The sequence below is a fragment of the Enterobacter cancerogenus genome (assembly GCF_019047785.1).
Taxonomy (GTDB): Bacteria; Pseudomonadota; Gammaproteobacteria; order Enterobacterales; family Enterobacteriaceae; genus Enterobacter; species Enterobacter cancerogenus.
Map to the genome: position 1 here is coordinate 4,318,640 of NZ_CP077290.1, position 20,334 is coordinate 4,338,973.

Consider the following 20,334-nt stretch of genomic DNA (forward strand, 5'->3'; position numbering starts at 1 on the left):
ATTATACTGAACCGTTCTTGACTGCTTCTTTTTCGGACGCGTTGTCCGACTTCCAGCACCATTAAGGCTAAAAAGATTTCATGCGACTTGATAAGTTTATCGCTCAGCAACTCGGCGTAAGCCGCGCTATTGCAGGGCGCGAGATCCGCGCCAGCCGCGTTACCGTGGATGGCGACATTGTGAAAGACTCGGCGTTCAAACTCCAGCCTGAACATCAGGTAGAGTATGACGGTAACACGCTTACCCAGCAGAACGGCCCGCGTTACTTCATGCTTCACAAGCCGGAAGGCTACGTCTGCTCAACGGACGATCCCGATCACCCGACGGTGCTCTATTTCCTGGATGAGCCGGTCGCGCACAAGCTGCACGCCGCCGGTCGTCTGGATATCGACACCACCGGTCTGGTACTGATGACCGATGACGGCCAGTGGTCGCACCGCATTACTTCTCCGCGTCACCACTGCGAGAAAACCTACCTGGTGACACTGGAGTCGCCGGTGGCGGACGATACGGCAGAACACTTTGCGAAAGGCGTTCAGTTGCACAATGAAAAAGATCTCACCAGACCGGCAGTGCTGGAGGTTATCACCCCAACGGAAGTCCGTCTGACCATCAGCGAAGGGCGTTACCACCAGGTGAAACGGATGTTTGCCGCCGTGGGCAACCGGGTGGTGGGTCTGCATCGCGAGCGCATTGGCGCCATTGAACTCGATCCGGAACTTGCGCCAGGCGAATACCGCCCGCTGACGGAAGAAGAGATCGCCAGCGTAGGCACACCTTCGCGTTAATTTCAGGAGAACTCTGTGACCACCAGGCCACACTCGTCTTTCAAAATCGTCTTCATTCTTGGCCTGCTGGCCATGCTGATGCCGCTGTCTATCGATATGTATCTGCCCGCGCTGCCGGTGATTTCCGAGCAGTTTGGCGTACCGGCGGGCAGCGCCCAGATGACGCTCAGTACCTATATTCTCGGTTTTGCCATCGGTCAGCTGCTGTACGGACCGCTGGCAGACAGCCTCGGGCGTAAACCGGTTATCCTTGGCGGGACGTTAATCTTTGCTGGTGCAGCGGTGGCCTGTGCCCTGGCGCAGACAATCGATCACCTTATCGTCATGCGCTTTTTCCACGGCCTGGCGGCGGCTGCGGCAAGCGTGGTGATTAACGCCCTGATGCGTGATATCTACCCGAAAGAAGAGTTCTCCCGCATGATGTCGTTTGTCATGCTGGTGACCACCATTGCGCCGCTGGTTGCGCCGATGGTGGGCGGCGCGGTGCTGGTGTGGTTCAGCTGGCATGCGATTTTCTGGATCCTGGCCATTGCCGCGCTGCTGGCGTCGGCGATGATTTTCTTCTTTATTGATGAAACGCTGCCCGTTGAGCGTCGGCAGAAGTTCCACATCCGTACCACGCTCGGGAACTTCGCTTCGCTGTTCCGCCACAAGCGCGTGCTCAGCTACATGCTGGCAAGCGGCTTCAGCTTCGCCGGGATGTTCTCGTTCCTGAGCGCCGGGCCGTTTGTCTACATTGAGCTGAACCACGTCTCCCCGCAGCACTTTGGCTATTACTTCGCGCTGAACATCGTGTTCCTGTTTGTGATGACTATCATTAACAGCCGCTTCGTACGGCGCGTTGGGGCGTTGAATATGTTCCGCGCCGGGCTGTGGATCCAGTTTGTGATGGCGATATGGCTGGTGGTGAGTGCCTTCTTTGGCGTCGGTTTCTGGGCGCTGGTGATAGGGGTTGCGGCGTTTGTCGGCTGTGTGTCGATGATCTCCTCCAATGCGATGGCGGTGATCCTCGACGAGTTTCCCCATATGGCGGGGACGGCATCGTCGCTGGCGGGGACCTTCCGCTTCGGCATCGGCGCGATTGTGGGGGCCCTGCTTTCGCTGGCGACCTTTAACACGGCCTGGCCGATGCTCTGGGCGATCGCTTTCTGCGCTACAAGCTCGGTTCTTTTTTACCTGTACGCCAGCCGGTCGCGAAAAGTCGCGAACTAGCGCACAAATAAGGCCCAACTCGGGCCTTTTTTTTGACACATGTCAACCAAACCCCCGTTCGTTTACCCTCTGTTTGTTTCTTTTATGTAAAATCTATTTGTGTAAAAAGTCACATCATTGTATTTAAAAAGGTTGAGTTAGATCGCAGAAACGGGTACATATAGCCCCGACGCGAGGCTGCCACTCCTATAAAAAGCGCTGAACAGTGCAGGTTAGCGATGATGTGTTACTATAAATGTAAATAAATTGTGAAGTAAATTTTGCTTCCGGGGAACGAACGTGAATACATTACAACTCTCCATTGTCCATCGCTTGCCCCAGAGCTATCGCTGGTCGGCGGGTTTTGCAGGTTCAAAAGTTGAACCGATTCCGCAAAGTGGTAAAGAGTGCGAGAATTGTCTGGTTGCGCTTAAGCTGCTAAGCCCAAGCGATGAAAACGCATGGCCGGTAATGGAACGTCTTAGCCAGGCGTTGACGGATATCGAAGTGGTCAGCTCCGTGCTGGAGTGCGAAGGCGAGCCCTGCCTGTTCGTCAACAGTCAGGACGAATTTGCCGCCACCTGTCGTCTGAAAAACTTTGGCGTGGCGATTGCCGAGCCTTTCTCTGGTCACTATCCCTTCTAAGCGCTAGTCTGCCTGCAGCAGCTGGCGCGTATAGTTTTGCGTTGGCGCGGCGAAAATGCGTTGGCACTCCCCCTGCTCGACAACCTCTCCCTGACGAAGCACAATCACCTGATGGCACAGCGCCCGCACCACCTGTAAATCATGACTGATGAAGATATAGGCAAGGCGGTGCTTTTCCTGCAAGTCTTTTAGCAGCGCCAGGATCTGCGCCTGCACCGTTCTGTCGAGTGAAGACGTTGGCTCATCAAGAATGATCAGCTCCGGTTTTAAGATAAGCGCGCGGGCTATCGCAATGCGCTGGCGCTGTCCGCCGGAAAATTCAGCCGGATAGCGATGCCGCGTGTCGGGATCCAGGCCTACCTCCACCATCACGCGCATCACGTCGTCTTCGCGCTGCCGGGTCGTCAGTTCAGGGCGATGAACGCGCAGCCCCTCTTCGATGATTTGCAACACGCTCAGCCGTGGGTTGAGCGACGAGTTCGGATCCTGAAAAACAACCTGCATACGCGGACGCACGGGAAGCATCTGACGCCGGTTCCAGTCGTGCAGTGGCATACCGTCGAAAATAATATCCCCCCGTGAGGCAATTAAGCGCAGCAGCGCCAGACCGGTGGTGCTTTTACCCGAGCCTGACTCGCCAACCAGCCCGAGCGATTCCCCCGGTCGCAGCGAAAAACTGACGTTTTTTAGCACAGTTGTGTGGTCAACGACGCGCCGCAGTATGCCTTTGCGCACCGGAAACGAGACGGCCAGATCCTTCACCTGCAATAACGGCACGCTGTCTGCGCTCAGGGGAACCGGGTCGCCTGACGGTTCGCTATCCAGCAGGCGCTGCGTATACGGGTGCTGTGGAGCACTGAGCAGGGCGGCGGCGCGGTTTTGCTCAACGCAGCGTCCGTTTTGCATAACGGCCACGCTGTCCGCCAGCTTTTTCACAATGCTCAGGTTGTGGGTGATAAACAGCAGGCTCATGTTCAGCTCGTCACGCAGCTCGCGCAGCAGGTGCAGGATCTGCGCCTGCACCGTGACGTCGAGAGCGGTTGTCGGCTCATCGGCAATCAGCAGTTCCGGGCGGGTGAGCAGGGCCATGGCGATCATCACGCGCTGGCGCTCACCGCCGGAGAGCTGGTGGGGATAATCGCTTAGCCGTTTGGCCGCGTGACGTATGCCGGTACGCTCAAGGCAGTCCAGGATCTCTCCTCGCGCCGCCTCTTTACGCATGCCCCGGTGCAGGGACAGCACTTCATACAGCTGTTTTTCCAGGGTGTGCAGCGGGTTGAGCGACACCATCGGTTCCTGAAAAATCATGGCAATTTTATTGCCGCGGATCCCGCGCAGGGTCTGCTCATCGGCGTGAAGCAGCGAGCTGCCGTGAAACAGAATATCGCCCTGCGGATAACTGACCGGCGGGGATGGGAGCAGGCGCAGCACCGAGAGCGCCGAAACGCTCTTGCCGGAACCGGACTCGCCCACCAGCGCCAGGGTTTCACCGCGCTGGATCTGCAAAGACAAATCCGTGACCACCCTGCGCGTTTCGCCCTGCCTGGAAAACGCAATCGACAGGTGATCAATACTCAGAAGAGGCTGCGTCATCTTATACCGCCTTGTTAGGATCAAACGCGTCGCGCACGGCTTCGCCAATGAAGATCAGCAGCGAGAGCAATATAGCCACCGAGAGGAAGGCGGTGATGCCCAGCCACGGCGCCTGAAGATTATTCTTGCCCTGCAGCAGCAGTTCGCCGAGCGACGGGGAGCCGGGCGGTAACCCGAACCCGAGAAAATCAAGTGAGGTCAGGGTGGTAATGGAGCTGCACAAAATAAACGGCAGGAAGGTGAGGGTTGCCACCACGGCGTTGGGCAACATATGGCGGAAGATGATCCCGCTGTCGCTCACGCCCAGAACCTGGGCGGCGCGGATATAGTCGTAATTGCGGGTTCGCAGAAACTCCGCGCGCACCACGCCCACCAGCGCCATCCAGCCAAACAGAACGGTGATCCCCAGCAGCCACCAGAAGTTTGGCTGGACCACGCTTGAAAGCAGAATGATTAAAAACAGGGTCGGCATGCCGGACCAGACCTCAATGATACGCTGGCCCCAGAGATCGACCTTGCCCCCGTAATAGCCCTGAATGGCGCCCGCCACGACGCCCATGACGCTGGAAAACAGCGTCAGCATCAGCCCAAAGAGGATCGAGATCCGCGTGCCATAGAGGATGCGCGCCAGCACATCACCGCCGTTGGCATCGGTGCCCAGCCAGTTTTGCCGGGAGGGTGGAGAAGGGAAGGGGGTCTGGGTGGCGTAATTGATGCTGTTTGCGCCAAAGCGAATCGGTGCCCACAGCGCCCAGCCGTGCTGCTCGATATGCTGACGCAGCCAGGGATCCTGATATTGCGCCGGTGTGGCAAAGGGCCCGCCAAAATCGCTTTCGCTGTAGTTAGCCAGCACGGGCACGTACCAGCGGTCGTTAAAGTGCACCAGCAAGGGTTTATCGTTGGCAATCAGCTCCGAACACATGCTTAACGCGAACAGCACGGCGAAGATCCACAATGACCAATAGCCGCGGCGGTTATGACGAAAGCGCGCCCAGCGGGCCTGATTAACGGGGCTTAAGTGCGGCATCAGCGGCCCTCAAAGTCGATGCGGGGATCGACCAGCGTATAGCTGATATCGCTAATGATATTCAGCAGCAGGCCAATCAGGGTGAAGATGTAGAGTGTGCCAAACATCACCGGATAATCGCGAGAGACGGTCGCTTCGTAGCCCAGCAGTCCCAGGCCATTCAGGGAGAACATCACCTCTATCAGCAGCGAACCGGTAAAAAACATGCTGATGAAGGTGGCCGGAAAGCCTGCAATCACCAGCAGCATGGCGTTGCGGAAAACGTGTTTCCACATGATCTGCTTTTCACCGACGCCCTTGGCGCGCGCGGTGACCACGTACTGTTTGCGGATCTCATCGAGGAACGCATTTTTGGTCAGCATCGTCAGCGCCGCAAAGCCGCCAATCACCGTCGCCAGCACCGGCAAAGTGATATGCCAGAAATAGTCGGTGATTTTTTTATACCACGGCAGGGTGCTGAAGTCGGCTGACACCAGCCCGCGAAGCGGAAAGATATCGAAGTAACTGCCGCCCGCGAAAAAGACAATCAGCAGCACGGCAAACAAAAACGCCGGGATCGCATAGCCCACAATGATGAACGTGCTGCTCCAGATATCAAAGCGGCTGCCGTTGTGGACCGCTTTACGGATCCCCAGCGGAATCGACACCAGGTAGATGATCAGCGTCCCCCACAGACCCAGCGTGACCGACACCGGCAGGCTCTGCTTAATCAGGGTCAGGACCGAGGCGCTGCGAAACAGGCTGTCGCCAAAATCAAAACGCACATAGTTCCACAGCATGGTGAAATAACGCTCGTGCAGCGGCTTATCAAAGCCGTAGCGCTGGGTGATCTCGGCGATCACCTCAGGATCCAGCCCGCGCCCGCCCCGGTAATGGCTGTCGCTGATATTACCCACACCGGTTCTGGCATGGCTTGCGCCTAAACCTTCTCCGCCGCCGCCCGGTATCGCGCCGCTGTTGCCAAATTCCACCGCCGCGATCGCTTGATCCACCGGGCCGCCGGGCGCAATTTGCACAATAAAAAAGTTGATGGTGATGATGGCCCACAGCGTTGGAATAACCAGCAGCAGACGACGGATCAGATAAGCACCCATGGTTATTCCTTAGCGCCGCTCGGCAGGGAGCTTCGCGGCCTTATTCACGTCATACCACCAGGTATCAAAACCCAGTGAATAAATGGGGCGCACGGACGGCAGGGAGAATTTATCCCAGCGGGCCGTACGATCTTCACCCATGTACCACATCGGCAGCATGTAATAGTTCCAGGTTAACACCCGGTCAAGCGCCCGGCCCAGGGGCAGCAGTTTGTCTTTATCGCCCTGTGCCGCAATAATTTTGGCGATGAGGGCATCGATGGCCGGGCTTTTCACCCCTGGCGCGTTATAACTCGAGTCAATATAGCTCGAGGCCCAGGCGATCTGCAGGTCGCTGCTCGGCCAGGGCTGGGCGGACCACAGGCGCTGCATCATATCGTAATCACGGCTGCGCATGCGGTTGGTGATCTGCGCATTATCCACCTGACGAATATTCAGGGTCACGCCCAGGCGTTCAAGATTCTGTTTAAACGGCATCACCCACTGGTTATCAGCACCCGAGGAGAGCAGCAGCTCAAAGCTCAGCGGTTTCCCGGTTTTTGCGTTGATCCGCTTTTGATTTTTAAGCGGCCAGCCCGCCGCGTCCAGCAACCGGCTGGCCTTCAGGAGGTTATCGCGATCGAAGCCATTGCCGTCCGACACCGGCGGGGTAAAGACGGAGGTAAAAATCTCGGGAGGCAGTTCAGCTTTCAGCGGGGCCAGCAGGACCAGCTCGTCCGCATTGGGATAATCGCGGGCGGCATATTCCGTATTCTGGAAATAACTGTTGGCGCGGCTGTAGGCACCGTAAAAGAGCGCTTTGTTCATCCATTCAAAATCAAACGCCAGGGTTATCGCCTCGCGGACCCGTCGGTCGGCAAAGACCGGACGCTGGATATTAAACGCCAGCCAGCGCGTGTCCTGGGCAGACTCATTTTTGTGTTCGTCTTTGACGATGTACTTTTTAGCGAAGTTCTTGCCGATGTAGCGGGTCGCCCAGTTTTTGGCGCTGCTTTCGAGGCGTAAATCAAAGGCACCGGCTTTGAACGCCTCAAACGCGACGTTATCGTCCAGGTAGTAATCGTAGCGGATGGTATCGAAGTTCCAGCGCCCGCGGTTGACGGGCAGATCGGCGGCCCAGTAGTCTTTGACGCGGGAATAGACCAGATACTGACCCATCCGCCAGGCGGTGATGCGGTAGGGGCCACCCGCCAGCGGCGGCACGGAGAGCGGATTGCTGAGCTTATGGTTCTTCCAGAAGGATTCCGGCATCACCGGCAGGGAGAACAGGCTCAGCATGTTCTCTTTATTCGGCTCGCTCAGTTCGATACGCACGGTAAGCGGTGCGATGGCCTTAATGGTGGTGCCTTTATACACCAGGCGAAACTGCGGCACGCCCTCGGTCATAAACTTATGGAACGTGAAGGCGATGTCGCTGGCTTTTACCGGCGTGCCGTCATGAAAACGCGCGCGGGGGTTAATCGACACTTCAGCCCAGGCAAAATCATCTGCATAACGGACATTGTCCGCCACCAGAGGATAGTAGCTGCCCGGTTCGTCGTCGGAGGTAACAAAAAGGGTATCGTAGAGCGATTCGGTGCGCGCAGCCGCCACGCCGCGCAGCGCGTAGCGGTTAAAGTTATCGAAGGTGCCGGTGGCGGAAAGGGTGACGTTTCCCCCTTTTGGCGCGGCGGGGTTGACGTAATCAAAGTGGGTGAAGTTAACGGCATATTTCGGCTCGCCAATAACGGCAAACGCGCTGCTCTCTTTGATTGTCTGTGCCTGAGCGGGCAGGCACAGGAATGCCATTAGCATCAGTATTACGCGCATCACCATCGGCCGCGGTCCCTCTTTGTATCGAATGGCTGAGATAAGCTGAATAATAAGTGACGCCGACGCGATTGTGAAATTATTCGCGGGGTTGCGGCATATCCGGCGTCCACTGGCTGAATTGCTCCAGCGGCATCGGACGGCTAATCCAGTAGCCCTGCAGGAAGTTCACTCCGTGCTCCCGCAGCCAGGCCGCCTGCTCGGGGGTTTCCACACCTTCCGCCACGGTGGACATATTTAACCGCCTCGCCAGCGTCAGCACCGCATCAAGCACGGGGGAGGTCACGGTTTCTGTCCCAATGGCGTTAACGAAGCCGCGGTCGATTTTGATATAGTCCATGGTGAAACGCTCAAGGTAGATAAGCGCGCTGTGCCCGGTCCCGAAGTCGTCGATGGCGATCTCAAATCCTTCGTTGTGCAGCCACTCAAACAGCGTATTGGCCTGATGATGGTTGATCATATCGCGCTCGGTAATCTCCAGTACGGTCTGGAAATGATGTGGAGGCAGCAGGCTGGTAAAGGTACGCATATCGTCTTTAAAGCTGTCGGCGTGCAGGTGCCCTGGCGCGATGTTGATCCCGAGCTTCGCGCCGGGCGGTAAAAGCGTTTGTAAAACCGGCGCATCGCGAATAATCAGGTCGAAAAGATGCAGCGTCAGCGGGACGATCAGCTTCTGGGCTTCGGCAAAGTTGATAAAGGCGTCAGGCGGGATTTCGCCCATGGTGGGGTGCTTCCAGCGCATCAGCACCTCTACGCCGCGCATTTTAAGCTCTTTCGCATCCACCACCGGTTGATAGACCACGTAGAACTGACCTGCCTTGATGGCGGTTAAAATCTCTTTACCCGGGTTCTGGCGAATGGTCAGGATGTAGAAGTTAAGGGAGCCTCCCGCAATCCCGCAGACCAGGCCGAAAAACAGGGCGAAGAGCATTTCATCCGTGGTCCAGGCTTGCGCATACATTTTGATGGTGATCGGCACGGCCTTAAGCGTGGCGGTGCGGGCCGGATGTTGATTCAGGTCGTGCGCGTTGACCAGGTTCGGGGACATGGTGGATAACGCTTTATCGCCAATGACGACGGCAATTCCCGTGAATGCGTCCTGACGTGAGGTGTAGAGCAGGTAGGGGGCCAGGTTGAGGTTCACCGAGGTAAACACGCCGCCGTCTTTCACCAGCGGATTTCGATGCCAGATGGCGATCGCCGGCTTGTTGGGGAGCATGGGCGTCCCTGGCAAAAGGGCCATATCGATCTGCTTAGTGATATTCAGGTCAGGAATGAGTTCCTGCATGGGGACCTGCATAGGCCCGGTTGCGGATGAGCAAAACGCATTGCTGTCCCGGACCAGCAAAAAGGCGCGTACGTTGATACTAAAGGCTGCGCGCGAGGTCAGCTCGCCGCTCACATCATGGCAGTTGCTCAGCGTGAGCGGCTGGAGCACATCGATAGCGGTTTTCAGCTCGCCGAAATACCCCTCCATGTACACGCTCAGGTCTGAAATTAAGGTATCAAACTTGGCCTGTCGCTTCTGATAGCTCCAGAAAAACTGTATTGAACCCATAAGCAGGGCGATGAAAAGGCCTGTCAGGATACTGAGGATCGCTATTTTGCGATTGCTGAAAAAGTAGCGGGTAAACATAGACGTCGTGCTTCCTGAATGGCCGCTGAATGTGTTCAGTGTAACGGGCAAAAAAAAACACTGCCGAAGCAGTGTCTTTCTTTATCGTATCGCCAGCCAAGGGATAACTCACGATACAACAGTTATATTAACTGCGGGTCAAAACTCGGCGCGCTTCGTTGTAGCGCTTCTTCCAGTATGGCTCGTTCATGCTGGAGATGGTCACACCGCTGCTGGTGGAGGCATGGACAAACTGATCGTTACCGATATAGATGCCCACATGTCGGCCGGTCGAGCCTGCTTTGAACAGGACTAAATCACCGGTACGCAGTTTGGTGCGTGAAATCGACTTGCCCATCACCTGCTGTTCATAGGTTGAACGCGGGAGGTCTAACCCAAATTGCTCGCGGAAGGTACGCTGTACGAAACCGGAACAATCAATGCCTTTCTTGGTGCTGCCGCCCAGACGATAACGCACGCCTTTCCAGTCAGCATACTGGTCCATAATACGGGACTTCACGTCCAGATTACGTACCATATTTTCAAATTCATCCTGAGAGGCTTGCAGTGAAGAGGAATCTTCCATTCCCACAACACGCGTCTCAGGATGCATATTCTTCGCGGTGTTCGTTGTGCTACATGCTGAAAGCAGTACCGCCACTGCAATCGCCGGGATCCCCCGCAAGATATATCTCAAAATCGGTTGAGATTTGACCATGTTGTTTATTATCCCTTGAAGTCCTTAACGAAAAAATCGTTATAAAAATGCCAAACGTGACGAGACTAATTACCTGCGCACAATCAGACAATTCTTTATGGCCAAATCTGTGGCACAGCGCACAAATTTATTCACCACAGTAATAATTATCTTTGTGGGGCAAAACGAGTCTGAGATTACCCGATTGCAAGGGCTATTGCGAGCAAAAATACCCTTTTTTTTATAAGAAAAAGTGATACAGAAAGTGAATAACTGCAATAGCGTAAAATGCCGTCAAAATTGCTGCTTAAATGCGCAATTCATTCATTTCTAACATGAATGTGATGACGAGAATATGACAGCCAGACAGGCGAAAGGGGGGAGTCGCATCAGGGATCCCAAACGATCCCTGATGGATGATGATAATTTAGGTTAGATATTTGTTTTAATTTTGTTGCTATTTCCGGGCATATAACGATCGAAAAGCGCAATTAAACGGTCGCTTAAGGGGGTCATTAAGCACCATGGCGCCCCAATGAGCACCGCCGTCAGGGAGCCAACGGCAATATCGGTAAACCAGTGCGCACCAATCATGACGCGCGGGAAGGCAAATATCACGACGATGGCCAGAGCAATGGCAAAGGCTTTTTTACCGAAATAACGCAGCATGAAGGCGGAGAAAATAAGCAGCATCATGCCGTGATCGCCAGGGAAACTGTCTTTCGACGCGTCTTTTGTCGAAATATGCAGCAATTCACTCACGCGGTAAATATTCGGGAACGACAGGGAGGGGCTTGCGCGTTTAACCGGCATCAGATGCTGCGCCAGCTGGTTGATCACCACCGCCGTCAGCAGCATCACCAGACCCATCATTATGATACGACGACGCCCTGTTTTGTCCTCTTTCAGCCAGAAGGAGAGCATTAAACAGCCCATCGCCAGCAGCGAGCAACCGTCAAAGGCACGGTTATTGGTAATCGCTACCAGCCATAAAAACGCCTTACTTTTTACCAGTTCCTGATTAAAGAAATGGAAAATGCTGGAATCCAGCGGGAACCACAGGCCGTGGTTCACCGGAAGATACCAGGATAAAAAGAGCGCCAGCCCGGCGGCGTTCAGCAGTAATATCTGGGGGTATCGAGTCGTCATAGTCTTCAGCATAGTGTTAAAACTGGGGCAACGTTAGCCACCCGAACTTAAACGAAGCTTCAACAGACTGGACTGGAGTGCGTTCCAGTCGGTGTTAACCGCACTAATTAACTCTATTCGGCTATCCGGCGGCGCGACGTTCTGCGTTTCGATAAAGAAGTCCTCACCCTGGCGGTTTATCCGCACCAAGCCGTCCTGCGTGCGCATCACCCCTTTTACACGCTCAACCGGGGCCAGCCTGGCCCACTCAAGGATGCCGATGGTGTCAAACTGCGTGTCGGCGTCAAAAATCCATCCGCAGGCCTGATGCCCCTGACCGCTGTTCAGGTTACGCCGCCAGCGCTGATGCTCAGGCAGGCTTAACGCAGCCAGGCCATGCTTCACGCCATGATGATGCGCGTGCTCGGGGCTGGATGGCAGTTCTGTCTGATTCAGGCGAGGAAGATCGAGCAGCGCGCCATCAATGTTCCCTTGCGTGGTCTCGACACGCTGGCGTCCGCCGCCCGCGTGTTGCCACCAGGCCGCCAGTGCCGCCTGGCTCTCGGGCGTGCTGCGGTCGGATTTATTCGCCACAATGATATCTGCCGAGGCGAGCTGGTCGCGGAAGTTCTCATTGCTCAGCGTTTTTTCATCGAGCAGCTGGCGCGGGTCGAGCAGGCAAAGCGTGGCGCGCAGATCGATCCAGGGTTCATAAACCGGTGCGGTCAGTAAATCGAGAATTTGCTTCGGATGGCCCAGCCCCGTGGGTTCAATCAGCAGACGGTCGGGTTTGCCCTGACGGAGCAGTGTGTTCAGCCCCACCTGCATCGGCAGACCATTCACACAGCACATGCAGCCGCCGGGGATCTCCTTGATCATCGCACCGCTGTTGGCCAGCAGCGCGCCGTCGATACCGACTTCGCCAAATTCGTTAACCAGCACGGCCCATTTTTCGGCCGGATCTTTATTTGCCAGCAAATGCAGAATGGAGGTGGTTTTGCCGCTACCGAGGAAGCCGGTGATGAGGTTGGTTTTGGTCACGTGTGCTCCGAGAGATAATCGTAATGCTAAACCGATAATCTATCATCCTGGCGAAAAAAACGGACATTGAGAAGGGGAGGCGCGAACGGAGAGGCACCCCGTTCGCGTTAAACGCAATAATCGCTAAATATTTAACGTTTCGATAACGGCCCGGCGCGCGCCATCGCGGACGAGGCGCTGGTAGGCCTGAACGATTGCGTCCACGAACGCCGGCGTTTGCGGCAGGTCGTGGCCGAAGATCTCGTTTAGCCCCAGCAGGGCGGTGACGCGATCGGCTTCGCTGCTGGTGCTCACAATGCCACGGATTTTCTCGCTAAGCGGATCGCGAACGTCGATTGCGTTTCCCTGGTCATCCGTGCCGCTGACGTAGCGCATCCAGCCCGCCACGCCCAGCGCCAGCAGAGGCCACGCGGTATGACGTTCAAGATGCACGCGGATGCCGTCGAGCATCCGCTGCGGCAATTTCTGGCTGCCGTCCATCGCAATCTGCCAGGTCCGGTGCTGAAGCGCCGGGTTGGCAAAACGGTCGATCAGGCTGTCGGCATAGGCGGTGAGGTCAACATCCGTAATGCGCAGGGTAGGGGCCTGCTCGTCCAGCATCAACCGGCGGGCGGCCTCGCGGAAGTGCTCATCCTCCATGCATTCATTAATATGCGCATAGCCCGCCAGGTAGCCAAGGTAGGCCAGAAACGAGTGGCTGCCGTTCAGCATCCGCAGTTTCATCTGCTCCCAGGGCAGAACGTCCTGCACCATCTGCACGCCTGCGACCTCCCACTCTGGCCGTCCGGCGACAAAGTTATCTTCAACCACCCACTGGATAAATGGCTCACAGCTGATGGCGCAGGGATCGTCCACGCCAAGGGCCTGGGTGATTTCGGCCAGAGAGGCCTCGGTGGCAGCCGGAACAATCCGGTCGACCATGGTGCCCGGGAAGCTGACGTGCGCATCAATCCAGGCGGCAAGCTCAGGGGAGCGTTTTTGCGCCATCCCGAGCACGGCGTTTTTCACCACATGTCCGTTATCCGGGATGTTATCGCAGGAGAGAACGGTAAACGGCTGCAACCCCCGCTCGCGGCGGCGATGCAGCGCTTCGACCAGAATACCCGGCGCGGAATGTGGTTCAGACGGATTTTCAAGGTCATGGACAATGCGGGCGTTTTGCGTATCCAGCCTGCCGGTAGCCGGGTCGAGGCAATAGCCCTTTTCAGTGATGGTAAGGGAAACAATCGCCACCTGGGGTTCGCAGAATTTTTCAATGATCGCCGCCAGCGAGTCGAGTTTTGCATTCAGACATTCATGTACCGCGCCGACGATAATCGGCTGATTCCCGTCAGGCCCTTTCTCCAGCACGGTAAACAGATGGTCCTGGGCGCGCAGCTGGCTCATCAGCACGTCGCCGCTGAACAGGCTGATCTCGCAAATCCCCCAGTCACCCCCCTTTGCGTTCAGTACCCGGTCTGTTAACAATGCCTGATGCGCGCGATGAAACGCACCAAAGCCAAAATGGACGATGCGCGAGCGCAGTGACTGACGGTCGTAGTGCGGCTGTTGAACGTGGGAAGGAAGCGCGGTGGAGGCAATTGTCTTCATGAAATACACACCTGATTAACCATTAATTAACAATGCCAGTGTAAAGTTATATGACAACAAAGAGAATTGGTAAGCCGTAAATATCGCGATTATGTGAGTTTGATCAATCAATGCCGTGGGCTATATTGACCCTCATGATTAAACATGTATGGTAGTCGTCAACAAAGTCATTCATATTGGTATAACAACTTTAAGGGGTGGGACGATGGAACAAACCTGGCGTTGGTACGGACCGAACGATCCGGTTTCGCTTGATGATGTGCGTCAGGCAGGCGCGACGGGCGTCGTGACGGCACTGCACCACATTCCCAACGGCCAGGTGTGGCCGGTTGACGAAATTAAACAGCGCCAGGCGCTGCTGGCGGAAAAGGGCTTAACCTGGTCCGTGGTCGAAAGCATTCCGGTGCATGAAGAGATCAAAACCCGTTCCGGCGAGTGCGACACCTGGATTGCCAACTATCAGCAGAGCATTCGTAACCTCGCCGCCTGCGGGATTGATACCGTTTGCTATAACTTTATGCCTATTCTGGACTGGACGCGTACCGATCTGGAATACCAGATGGCAGACGGCTCTAAAGCGCTGCGCTTTGACCAGATTGCCTTTGCGGCATTTGAGCTGCATATTCTGAAACGTTCTGGTGCTGAAGCGGATTACACCGCCGAAGAGCAGCAGCAGGCGAAGCAGTGGTTTGATGCCGCCAGCGAAGCCGATATCGAAAAGCTGACGCGCAATATCATTGCCGGTCTGCCGGGGGCAGAAGAGGGGTACACCCTGGATCAGTTCCGCGCGCGTCTGGCCGAGTACGGCAATATCGATAAAAACCAGCTGCGCGACAACATGGCCCACTTCCTGCGCGCCATTGTCCCGGTCGCAGAAGAGGTGAAAGTGCGTCTGGCTATCCATCCTGACGATCCTCCGCGTCCCATCCTCGGCCTGCCGCGTATTGTCTCGACAATCGAGGATATGCAGTGGCTGAAAGAGACGGTCGACAGCATCTATAACGGCTTTACCATGTGCACCGGCTCCTACGGCGTGCGCGCGGATAACGACCTGGTGCAGATGATCGAGACCTTTGGCGATCGGATCCACTTCACCCACCTTCGCGCTACCTGCCGGGAAGAGAACCCGAAAACCTTCCACGAAGCGGCGCACCTGGGCGGCGACGTGAATATGGTGGCGGTGGTGGATGCGATCCTGGCGCAGGAAGTTCGCCGTAAGCAGGCGGGCGATGTGCGTCCAATTCCGTTCCGTCCGGATCACGGGCATCAGATGCTGGATGATTTACGCAAGAAAACCAACCCGGGCTACTCGGCGATTGGTCGCCTGAAAGGGATGGCGGAAGTGCGCGGCGTTGAGCTGGCGCTGAAGATGACGAAGTATCCGGAGCTGCTGTAAGCTCTGTTGCCCGGTGGCGCTACCGCTTACCGGGCCTACAAAAAACCGGCCTGAGAGCCGGTTTTTGAGTTTTTGCAGGTCGGGTCAGGCGAAGCCGCCACCCGACAAATGCGGCAATCAGTCAGCACGACCCATATAGCGTTTTTCTTCGATATGGATGCGGATTTTCTCGCCTGCTGAGAGGTATTCAGGCACCTGAACAACCAGGCCGGTCGTCAGCGTTGCCGGTTTGTTACGGGCGCTCGCGGACGCGCCTTTGATACCCGGTGCCGTATCGACAATTTCCAGGTCGACGGTTTGCGGCAGTTCCAGCGCCAGCAGCACGCCATCCCAGGTCAGCACCTGCATGTCCGGCATCCCACCTTCAGGAATGAACAGCAGCTCTTCTTCGATCTGATCTTTGGTGAAGATATACGGCGTATAGTCTTCTTTATCCATGAACACGTATTCGTTGCCGTCGATATAGGAGAAATCAACGTAGCGACGGGTCAGGGTCACGGTATCCACGATATCGTCGCCTTTGAAGCGCTCTTCAACCTTCAGGCCGGTACGCACGTCGGCGAAACGCATCTTATACAGCGTTGCAGCACCGCGGGCGCTCGGGGCCTGAATATCGATATCTTTCACAATCAGCAGTTTGCCGTTGTAATTCAGTACCATACCTTTCTTAATTTCGTTCGCTCTTGGCATTGCAGTAATCCTGTTTACGGGAGGTAAAAAATATCGCGCCAAATTACTCGCGCGCGGCCTTTCAGGCAAGAGGAATTCGTGGCTTTTGCTATCAATACACAAAAGGTGTTACTGTGCGCCCGATGCCCGACTGCGCGGGCATTTCTACCCACAGAGAGCCTTTATGGATTGTCGTCCGGACTGTGGCGCGTGCTGTACCGCACCGTCCATCTCAAGCCCCATACCCGGCATGCCGCAGGGCAAGCCGGCAAACACGCGCTGCGTTCAGCTCTCTGAGTCCAATCTGTGCATGATCTTTAGTTCGCCTTTGCGCCCGAAGGTGTGCGCCGGGCTTCAGCCCAGCGCCGGAATGTGCGGCAGCACGCGCGAACAGGCCATGACCTGGCTGCTTGAGCTGGAGAGCCTCACCGCGCCCTAAACGTCTTTAATGCGCGTCAGACACCCGATGGTCACGACGCACATCACCAGCGCAATCCAGAACACCGTGTGATAATTCCAGATTTCCGCCACGATCCCGGCCATGGAGCCGGCAATAATCCAGCCCACGCGGGTGGTATTAGTATAAAGGGTGGTGGCCGCGCCTGCCTGTCCAGGCATCAGATCCTGGAAGTAGAGCATCCCGATGCCCGCCAGGATCCCGATGTAAATCGCGTTCAGCAGCTGTAACGCCAGCAGCAGCGCCGGGCTATGCACCGTCAGCATGCCAATATAGAACAGCAGCCCGGCGACGGCCGCAATGCGCATCAAAAAGCGCTTTCCGAAGCGCTTCGCGTAATAACCGGCGATGAGCATGGTCGGGATCTCCAGACCTGCCGCGGTACCCATCATAATGCCCGCCAGTTTCTCCGGCAGGTGCAGCTCGTCAATAATAAACAGCGGCATATTAATAATGTAGAGACTGTTGGTTCCCCACATCAGCATACAAATGATGAATAACAGCAACGCGTCACGACGATTGCGGCGCGGCGCTTCCAGCACGCCGGTCGTGACTTTTGGTTCTTTGCGCATCGACGGCAGGAAAAACCATACCATTGCGCCGCACACCACAAACGCCACGGCGGCGCTCAGGTACATCACCGTAAAACCAAAACCCATCGCCAGCGCATACGCCAGCGGCGGGCCAATCACCCATGCCAGGGAGACCTGGGCACGCAGAATGGAGCTGAACATAACCGCTTCGCGCCCGGTGCGATCGGCGTGCTCGCGGGCAAGGGCAAACATCTGCGGGTTGGCTGTGGAGCCAAAGCTGCTCAGGAATACGCCGACAAACAGCAGAATGAAGTAGTTTCGGTTCCAGGCGAACAGCACGCAGGCGAACACGCCCAGCAGGCAGCAGAACACAATCAGGCTTTTGCGATCGCCTTTACGGTCAGAGCGGCCAGCAAGAAACTGGCTGACGAGGATCCCGATAATGGCGCTGCCGGTAAAGAAGAAGCCAACCATCGCCGGGCGGGCATGAACCTCGTTCGTTAAAAACAGGCTCAGCGTGGGCGTTTGTAATGCCCCCGCGATACCGGTGAGGAAAGCGACAATCAGAAACGCCGTTGACGTCAAATCAAAGGGCTTTGGTGAGGCGGCAGCGGGGGTGTTATGCATGTTTTATAATCAGAGAATGACAAAACCGCGGAGTTTACGCCGCCCGTCATAAAATAAACAGTGGGTGCCGTCAATTTCGCCACAAAAAATCAAAATAGCATTTCATTTTAGTCGTTCAGCTGAAGCTGCTGACGCCGTTTGCTGAACGTCAGCAAAAACGGCTCGCTGCAACAGAAATGTGCGGCATCTCTAAATTCTGTTATACGGAATGTAACTTTTCTTGCAACATTCTCGAGAAAAAGGCAAGAATTCTTGAAACGTTTCAGCGCTATCTTGTTTGAACTGACGGAGCAGGTTAGCGCATTTTTTCTCATTAAGGCTGAAACGATTCAAGTTCAGCAGGAGAGGAGAACCATGTTCCAGTTATCTGTTCAGGATATTCACCCGGGCGAACAGGCCGGGAATAAAGAAGAGGCCATTCGCCAGATTGCCGCCGCGCTCGTACAGGCAGGCAACGTTGCGGAAGGCTACGTTGATGGCATGCTGGCGCGCGAGCAGCAGACGTCTACCTTCCTCGGCAACGGCATTGCCATTCCGCACGGTACAACGGACACCCGCGACCAGGTGCTGAAAACCGGCGTTCAGGTTTATCAGTTCCCGCAGGGCGTCGTCTGGGGCGACGGCCAGGTGGCTTATGTCGCCATCGGTATCGCCGCGAGCAGTGATGAACACCTGGGCTTGCTGCGTCAGCTGACGCACGTGTTAAGCGATGACGCCGTTGCTGAACAGCTGAAAACTGTGACCACCGCCGAAGAGCTGCGCGCCCTGCTGATGGGTGAAAAACAGAGCGAAGCGCTGAAGCTGGACAACGAAACGCTGACCCTGGACGTTGCCACAAGCGATCTGGTGACGCTGCAGGCGCTGAACGCCGGTCGCCTGAAAGAGGCGGGTGCCGCTGATACGGCCTTCGTGACGCGCGTCATTAACGACAAACCGCTGAATCTCGGTCAGGGCATCTGGCTGAACGACAGTGCTGAAGGCAACCTGCGCAGCGCGATTGCCGTTAGCCGCGCGGCCACCGCTTTCGAGGTAGAAGGTGAACGTGCTGCGATGCTCGTCACCGTCGCCATGGCCGATGAACAGCCAGTTTCCGTGCTGAAACGCCTGGGCGATCTGCTCCTGAACAATAAAGCTGAAAAACTGCTGAACGCTGATGCCGCCACTGTGCTGGCGCTGCTGACCAGCGACGACGTGCCGACGGATGACGTGCTGAGCGCTGAGTTTGTGGTACGTAATGAACACGGCCTGCATGCCCGCCCGGGCACCATGCTGGTGAATACGGTGAAACAGTTCGAAAGCGACATCACCGTGACCAACCTCGACGGTTCAGGCAAACCGGCGAATGGCCGCAGCCTGATGAAAGTTGTCGCGCTGGGCGTGAAGAAAGGCCACCGCCTGCGTTTCACCGCGCAGGGTGCGGATGCTGAACAGGCGCTGAAAGCGATTGGCGACGCCATCGCGGCAGGTCTGGGGGAGGGCGCATAATGAGCAGACGTGTTGCTACGATTACCCTCAACCCGGCTTACGATCTGGTGGGCTTCTGCCCGGAAATCGAGCGCGGCGAAGTTAACCTCGTCCGCACAACGGGCCTGCATGCAGCAGGGAAAGGCATTAACGTCGCGAAGGTTCTTAAGGATCTGGGTATCGACGTCACCGTGGGCGGTTTCCTCGGTAAAGACAACCAGGACGGTTTTCAGCAGTTGTTCAGCGAACTGGGCATTGCGAACCGTTTCCAGGTCGTTCAGGGCCGTACCCGCATCAACGTTAAGCTGACGGAAAAAGACGGTGAAGTGACCGATCTGAACTTCTCCGGTTTCGAGGTTACGCCATCGGACTGGGAGCGTTTCGTTAACGATTCGCTGACCTGGCTCGGTCAGTTTGACATGGTTTGCGTCAGCGGCAGCCTGCCGTCAGGCGTCAGCCCGGAAGCCTTCACCGACTGGATGACGCGCCTGCGCAGCCAGTGTCCGTGCATTATCTTCGACAGCAGCCGTGACGCCCTGGTAGCCGGCCTCAAGGCCTCGCCATGGCTGGTGAAACCTAACCGCCGCGAGCTGGAGATCTGGGCAGGCCGCAAGCTGCCAGAATTAAAAGATGTGATTGAAGCTGCCCATGCCCTGCGCGAGCAAGGTATTGCGCACGTGGTGATCTCTCTCGGTGCGGAAGGCGCACTGTGGGTGAACGCCTCGGGCGAATGGATCGCCAAACCACCGTCGGTTGAGGTAGTCAGCACCGTCGGCGCAGGGGATTCGATGGTTGGCGGCCTGATTTACGGCCTGCTGATGCGTGAATCCAGCGAGCATACGTTACGTCTTGCCACCGCCGTTGCCGCCCTGGCCGTCAGCCAGAGCAACGTCGGCATTACCGATCGTACCCAGTTGGCCGCGATGATGGCGCGCGTTGACTTAAAACCCTTTAACTAACAGCAGGAGAG

Annotated in this window: 18 protein-coding genes; 7 read left to right on the forward strand and 11 right to left on the reverse strand. The window is 56.3% G+C overall.

The genetic code is table 11. The features are described from left to right. Window positions 1-80 precede the first annotated feature (80 nt). From rsuA to I6L58_RS20455, 3 genes are all read left to right on the forward strand, one after another. Entirely contained in the window at window positions 81-788 is a 708-nt protein-coding gene (gene rsuA / locus I6L58_RS20445; protein WP_088208074.1) for a 16S rRNA pseudouridine(516) synthase RsuA, read from the forward strand. 15 nt (window positions 789-803) lie between these two features. Beyond that, the gene (locus I6L58_RS20450) at window positions 804-2,000 is read left to right on the forward strand and encodes a Bcr/CflA family multidrug efflux MFS transporter (RefSeq protein WP_058609838.1); all 1,197 of its coding nucleotides are present in this window, start codon (window positions 804-806) and stop codon (window positions 1,998-2,000) included. Window positions 2,001-2,279: 279 nt separating this feature from the next. Next, window positions 2,280-2,624 (forward strand): YejG family protein, encoded by a 345-nt coding sequence (locus I6L58_RS20455; RefSeq protein WP_042320285.1) that lies wholly within the window; start codon window positions 2,280-2,282, stop codon window positions 2,622-2,624. Between the two features lie 3 nt (window positions 2,625-2,627). Here the strand turns inward: I6L58_RS20455 and yejF are convergent, their stop codons facing one another. The 9 genes from yejF to I6L58_RS20500 all read right to left on the reverse strand — a co-directional run bounded on the left by yejF (window position 2,628) and on the right by I6L58_RS20500 (window position 14,218). After that, on the reverse strand, window positions 2,628-4,217 hold the full coding sequence (gene yejF / locus I6L58_RS20460) for a microcin C ABC transporter ATP-binding protein YejF (RefSeq protein ID WP_088208075.1): 1,590 nt from the start codon (window positions 4,215-4,217) through the stop codon (window positions 2,628-2,630). Window position 4,218: 1 nt separating this feature from the next. After that, the gene (locus tag I6L58_RS20465) at window positions 4,219-5,244 is read right to left on the reverse strand and encodes an ABC transporter permease (RefSeq protein ID WP_006176445.1); all 1,026 of its coding nucleotides are present in this window, start codon (window positions 5,242-5,244) and stop codon (window positions 4,219-4,221) included. Then, complete coding sequence (locus I6L58_RS20470; protein ID WP_006176444.1) at window positions 5,244-6,338, reverse strand: microcin C ABC transporter permease YejB; 1,095 nt, start codon at window positions 6,336-6,338, stop codon at window positions 5,244-5,246. The genes I6L58_RS20465 and I6L58_RS20470 overlap by 1 nt, the downstream gene beginning before the upstream one ends. Before the next feature lie 9 nt (window positions 6,339-6,347). After that, window positions 6,348-8,153: an extracellular solute-binding protein gene (locus tag I6L58_RS20475; RefSeq protein ID WP_088208076.1), complete on the reverse strand. Its 1,806-nt coding sequence runs from the start codon at window positions 8,151-8,153 to the stop codon at window positions 6,348-6,350. A gap of 73 nt (window positions 8,154-8,226) precedes the next feature. After that, entirely contained in the window at window positions 8,227-9,783 is a 1,557-nt protein-coding gene (locus tag I6L58_RS20480; RefSeq protein ID WP_088208077.1) for a cyclic di-GMP phosphodiesterase, read from the reverse strand. 127 nt (window positions 9,784-9,910) lie between these two features. Beyond that, window positions 9,911-10,480 carry a bifunctional murein DD-endopeptidase/murein LD-carboxypeptidase gene (gene mepS / locus I6L58_RS20485; RefSeq protein ID WP_006176441.1) on the reverse strand — a complete coding sequence of 190 codons (570 nt, stop codon included), beginning with the start codon at window positions 10,478-10,480 and terminating at the stop codon, window positions 9,911-9,913. A 411-nt stretch (window positions 10,481-10,891) separates the two neighbouring features. Next, entirely contained in the window at window positions 10,892-11,608 is a 717-nt protein-coding gene (locus I6L58_RS20490; protein ID WP_088208078.1) for a phosphatase PAP2 family protein, read from the reverse strand. A gap of 33 nt (window positions 11,609-11,641) precedes the next feature. Next, window positions 11,642-12,628 carry a CobW family GTP-binding protein gene (locus I6L58_RS20495; RefSeq protein ID WP_006176438.1) on the reverse strand — a complete coding sequence of 329 codons (987 nt, stop codon included), beginning with the start codon at window positions 12,626-12,628 and terminating at the stop codon, window positions 11,642-11,644. Window positions 12,629-12,751: 123 nt separating this feature from the next. Beyond that, window positions 12,752-14,218: a mannitol dehydrogenase family protein gene (locus I6L58_RS20500; RefSeq protein ID WP_088208079.1), complete on the reverse strand. Its 1,467-nt coding sequence runs from the start codon at window positions 14,216-14,218 to the stop codon at window positions 12,752-12,754. A gap of 205 nt (window positions 14,219-14,423) precedes the next feature. Between I6L58_RS20500 and uxuA the strand changes: the two genes are divergently transcribed. Further along, on the forward strand, window positions 14,424-15,614 hold the full coding sequence (uxuA, locus tag I6L58_RS20505) for a mannonate dehydratase (RefSeq protein WP_088208080.1): 1,191 nt from the start codon (window positions 14,424-14,426) through the stop codon (window positions 15,612-15,614). 117 nt (window positions 15,615-15,731) lie between these two features. Here the strand turns inward: uxuA and yeiP are convergent, their stop codons facing one another. Then, a complete protein-coding gene (yeiP, locus tag I6L58_RS20510; protein WP_006176435.1) occupies window positions 15,732-16,304 on the reverse strand; it encodes an elongation factor P-like protein YeiP in 573 nt (190 codons plus the stop codon). A gap of 163 nt (window positions 16,305-16,467) precedes the next feature. Here yeiP and I6L58_RS20515 point away from each other — a divergent pair, with 163 nt between their 5' ends. After that, window positions 16,468-16,722: a YkgJ family cysteine cluster protein gene (locus I6L58_RS20515; protein ID WP_042320278.1), complete on the forward strand. Its 255-nt coding sequence runs from the start codon at window positions 16,468-16,470 to the stop codon at window positions 16,720-16,722. Here the strand turns inward: I6L58_RS20515 and setB are convergent. Further along, a complete protein-coding gene (gene setB / locus I6L58_RS20520; RefSeq protein ID WP_006176433.1) occupies window positions 16,719-17,900 on the reverse strand; it encodes a sugar efflux transporter SetB in 1,182 nt (393 codons plus the stop codon). The genes I6L58_RS20515 and setB overlap by 4 nt on opposite strands. Before the next feature lie 354 nt (window positions 17,901-18,254). Between setB and fruB the strand changes: the two genes are divergently transcribed. Together fruB and fruK are read left to right on the forward strand one after the other, a co-directional pair. Further along, entirely contained in the window at window positions 18,255-19,385 is a 1,131-nt protein-coding gene (gene fruB / locus I6L58_RS20525) for a fused PTS fructose transporter subunit IIA/HPr protein (protein ID WP_088208081.1), read from the forward strand. Continuing rightward, on the forward strand, window positions 19,385-20,323 hold the full coding sequence (gene fruK / locus I6L58_RS20530; protein ID WP_006176431.1) for a 1-phosphofructokinase: 939 nt from the start codon (window positions 19,385-19,387) through the stop codon (window positions 20,321-20,323). Before fruB ends, fruK begins: the two co-directional genes overlap by 1 nt. The last annotated feature ends 11 nt before the right edge of the window (window positions 20,324-20,334 follow it).

What these genes read in the sequence shown, in the direction of transcription:
- I6L58_RS20515 (WP_042320278.1), top strand. Translation starts at nt 16,468, where the DNA reads ATGGATTGTCGTCCGGACTGTGGCGCGTGCTGTACCGCACCGTCCATC.
- uxuA (WP_088208080.1), top strand. Translation starts at nt 14,424, where the DNA reads ATGGAACAAACCTGGCGTTGGTACGGACCGAACGATCCGGTTTCGCTT.
- yejF (WP_088208075.1), bottom strand. Translation starts at nt 4,217, where the DNA reads ATGACGCAGCCTCTTCTGAGTATTGATCACCTGTCGATTGCGTTTTCC.
- fruB (WP_088208081.1), top strand. Translation starts at nt 18,255, where the DNA reads ATGTTCCAGTTATCTGTTCAGGATATTCACCCGGGCGAACAGGCCGGG.
- mepS (WP_006176441.1), bottom strand. Translation starts at nt 10,480, where the DNA reads ATGGTCAAATCTCAACCGATTTTGAGATATATCTTGCGGGGGATCCCG.
- I6L58_RS20480 (WP_088208077.1), bottom strand. Translation starts at nt 9,783, where the DNA reads ATGTTTACCCGCTACTTTTTCAGCAATCGCAAAATAGCGATCCTCAGT.
- I6L58_RS20490 (WP_088208078.1), bottom strand. Translation starts at nt 11,608, where the DNA reads ATGACGACTCGATACCCCCAGATATTACTGCTGAACGCCGCCGGGCTG.
- I6L58_RS20470 (WP_006176444.1), bottom strand. Translation starts at nt 6,338, where the DNA reads ATGGGTGCTTATCTGATCCGTCGTCTGCTGCTGGTTATTCCAACGCTG.
- fruK (WP_006176431.1), top strand. Translation starts at nt 19,385, where the DNA reads ATGAGCAGACGTGTTGCTACGATTACCCTCAACCCGGCTTACGATCTG.
- I6L58_RS20500 (WP_088208079.1), bottom strand. Translation starts at nt 14,218, where the DNA reads ATGAAGACAATTGCCTCCACCGCGCTTCCTTCCCACGTTCAACAGCCG.
- setB (WP_006176433.1), bottom strand. Translation starts at nt 17,900, where the DNA reads ATGCATAACACCCCCGCTGCCGCCTCACCAAAGCCCTTTGATTTGACG.
- I6L58_RS20465 (WP_006176445.1), bottom strand. Translation starts at nt 5,244, where the DNA reads ATGCCGCACTTAAGCCCCGTTAATCAGGCCCGCTGGGCGCGCTTTCGT.
- yeiP (WP_006176435.1), bottom strand. Translation starts at nt 16,304, where the DNA reads ATGCCAAGAGCGAACGAAATTAAGAAAGGTATGGTACTGAATTACAAC.
- I6L58_RS20475 (WP_088208076.1), bottom strand. Translation starts at nt 8,153, where the DNA reads ATGGTGATGCGCGTAATACTGATGCTAATGGCATTCCTGTGCCTGCCC.
- rsuA (WP_088208074.1), top strand. Translation starts at nt 81, where the DNA reads ATGCGACTTGATAAGTTTATCGCTCAGCAACTCGGCGTAAGCCGCGCT.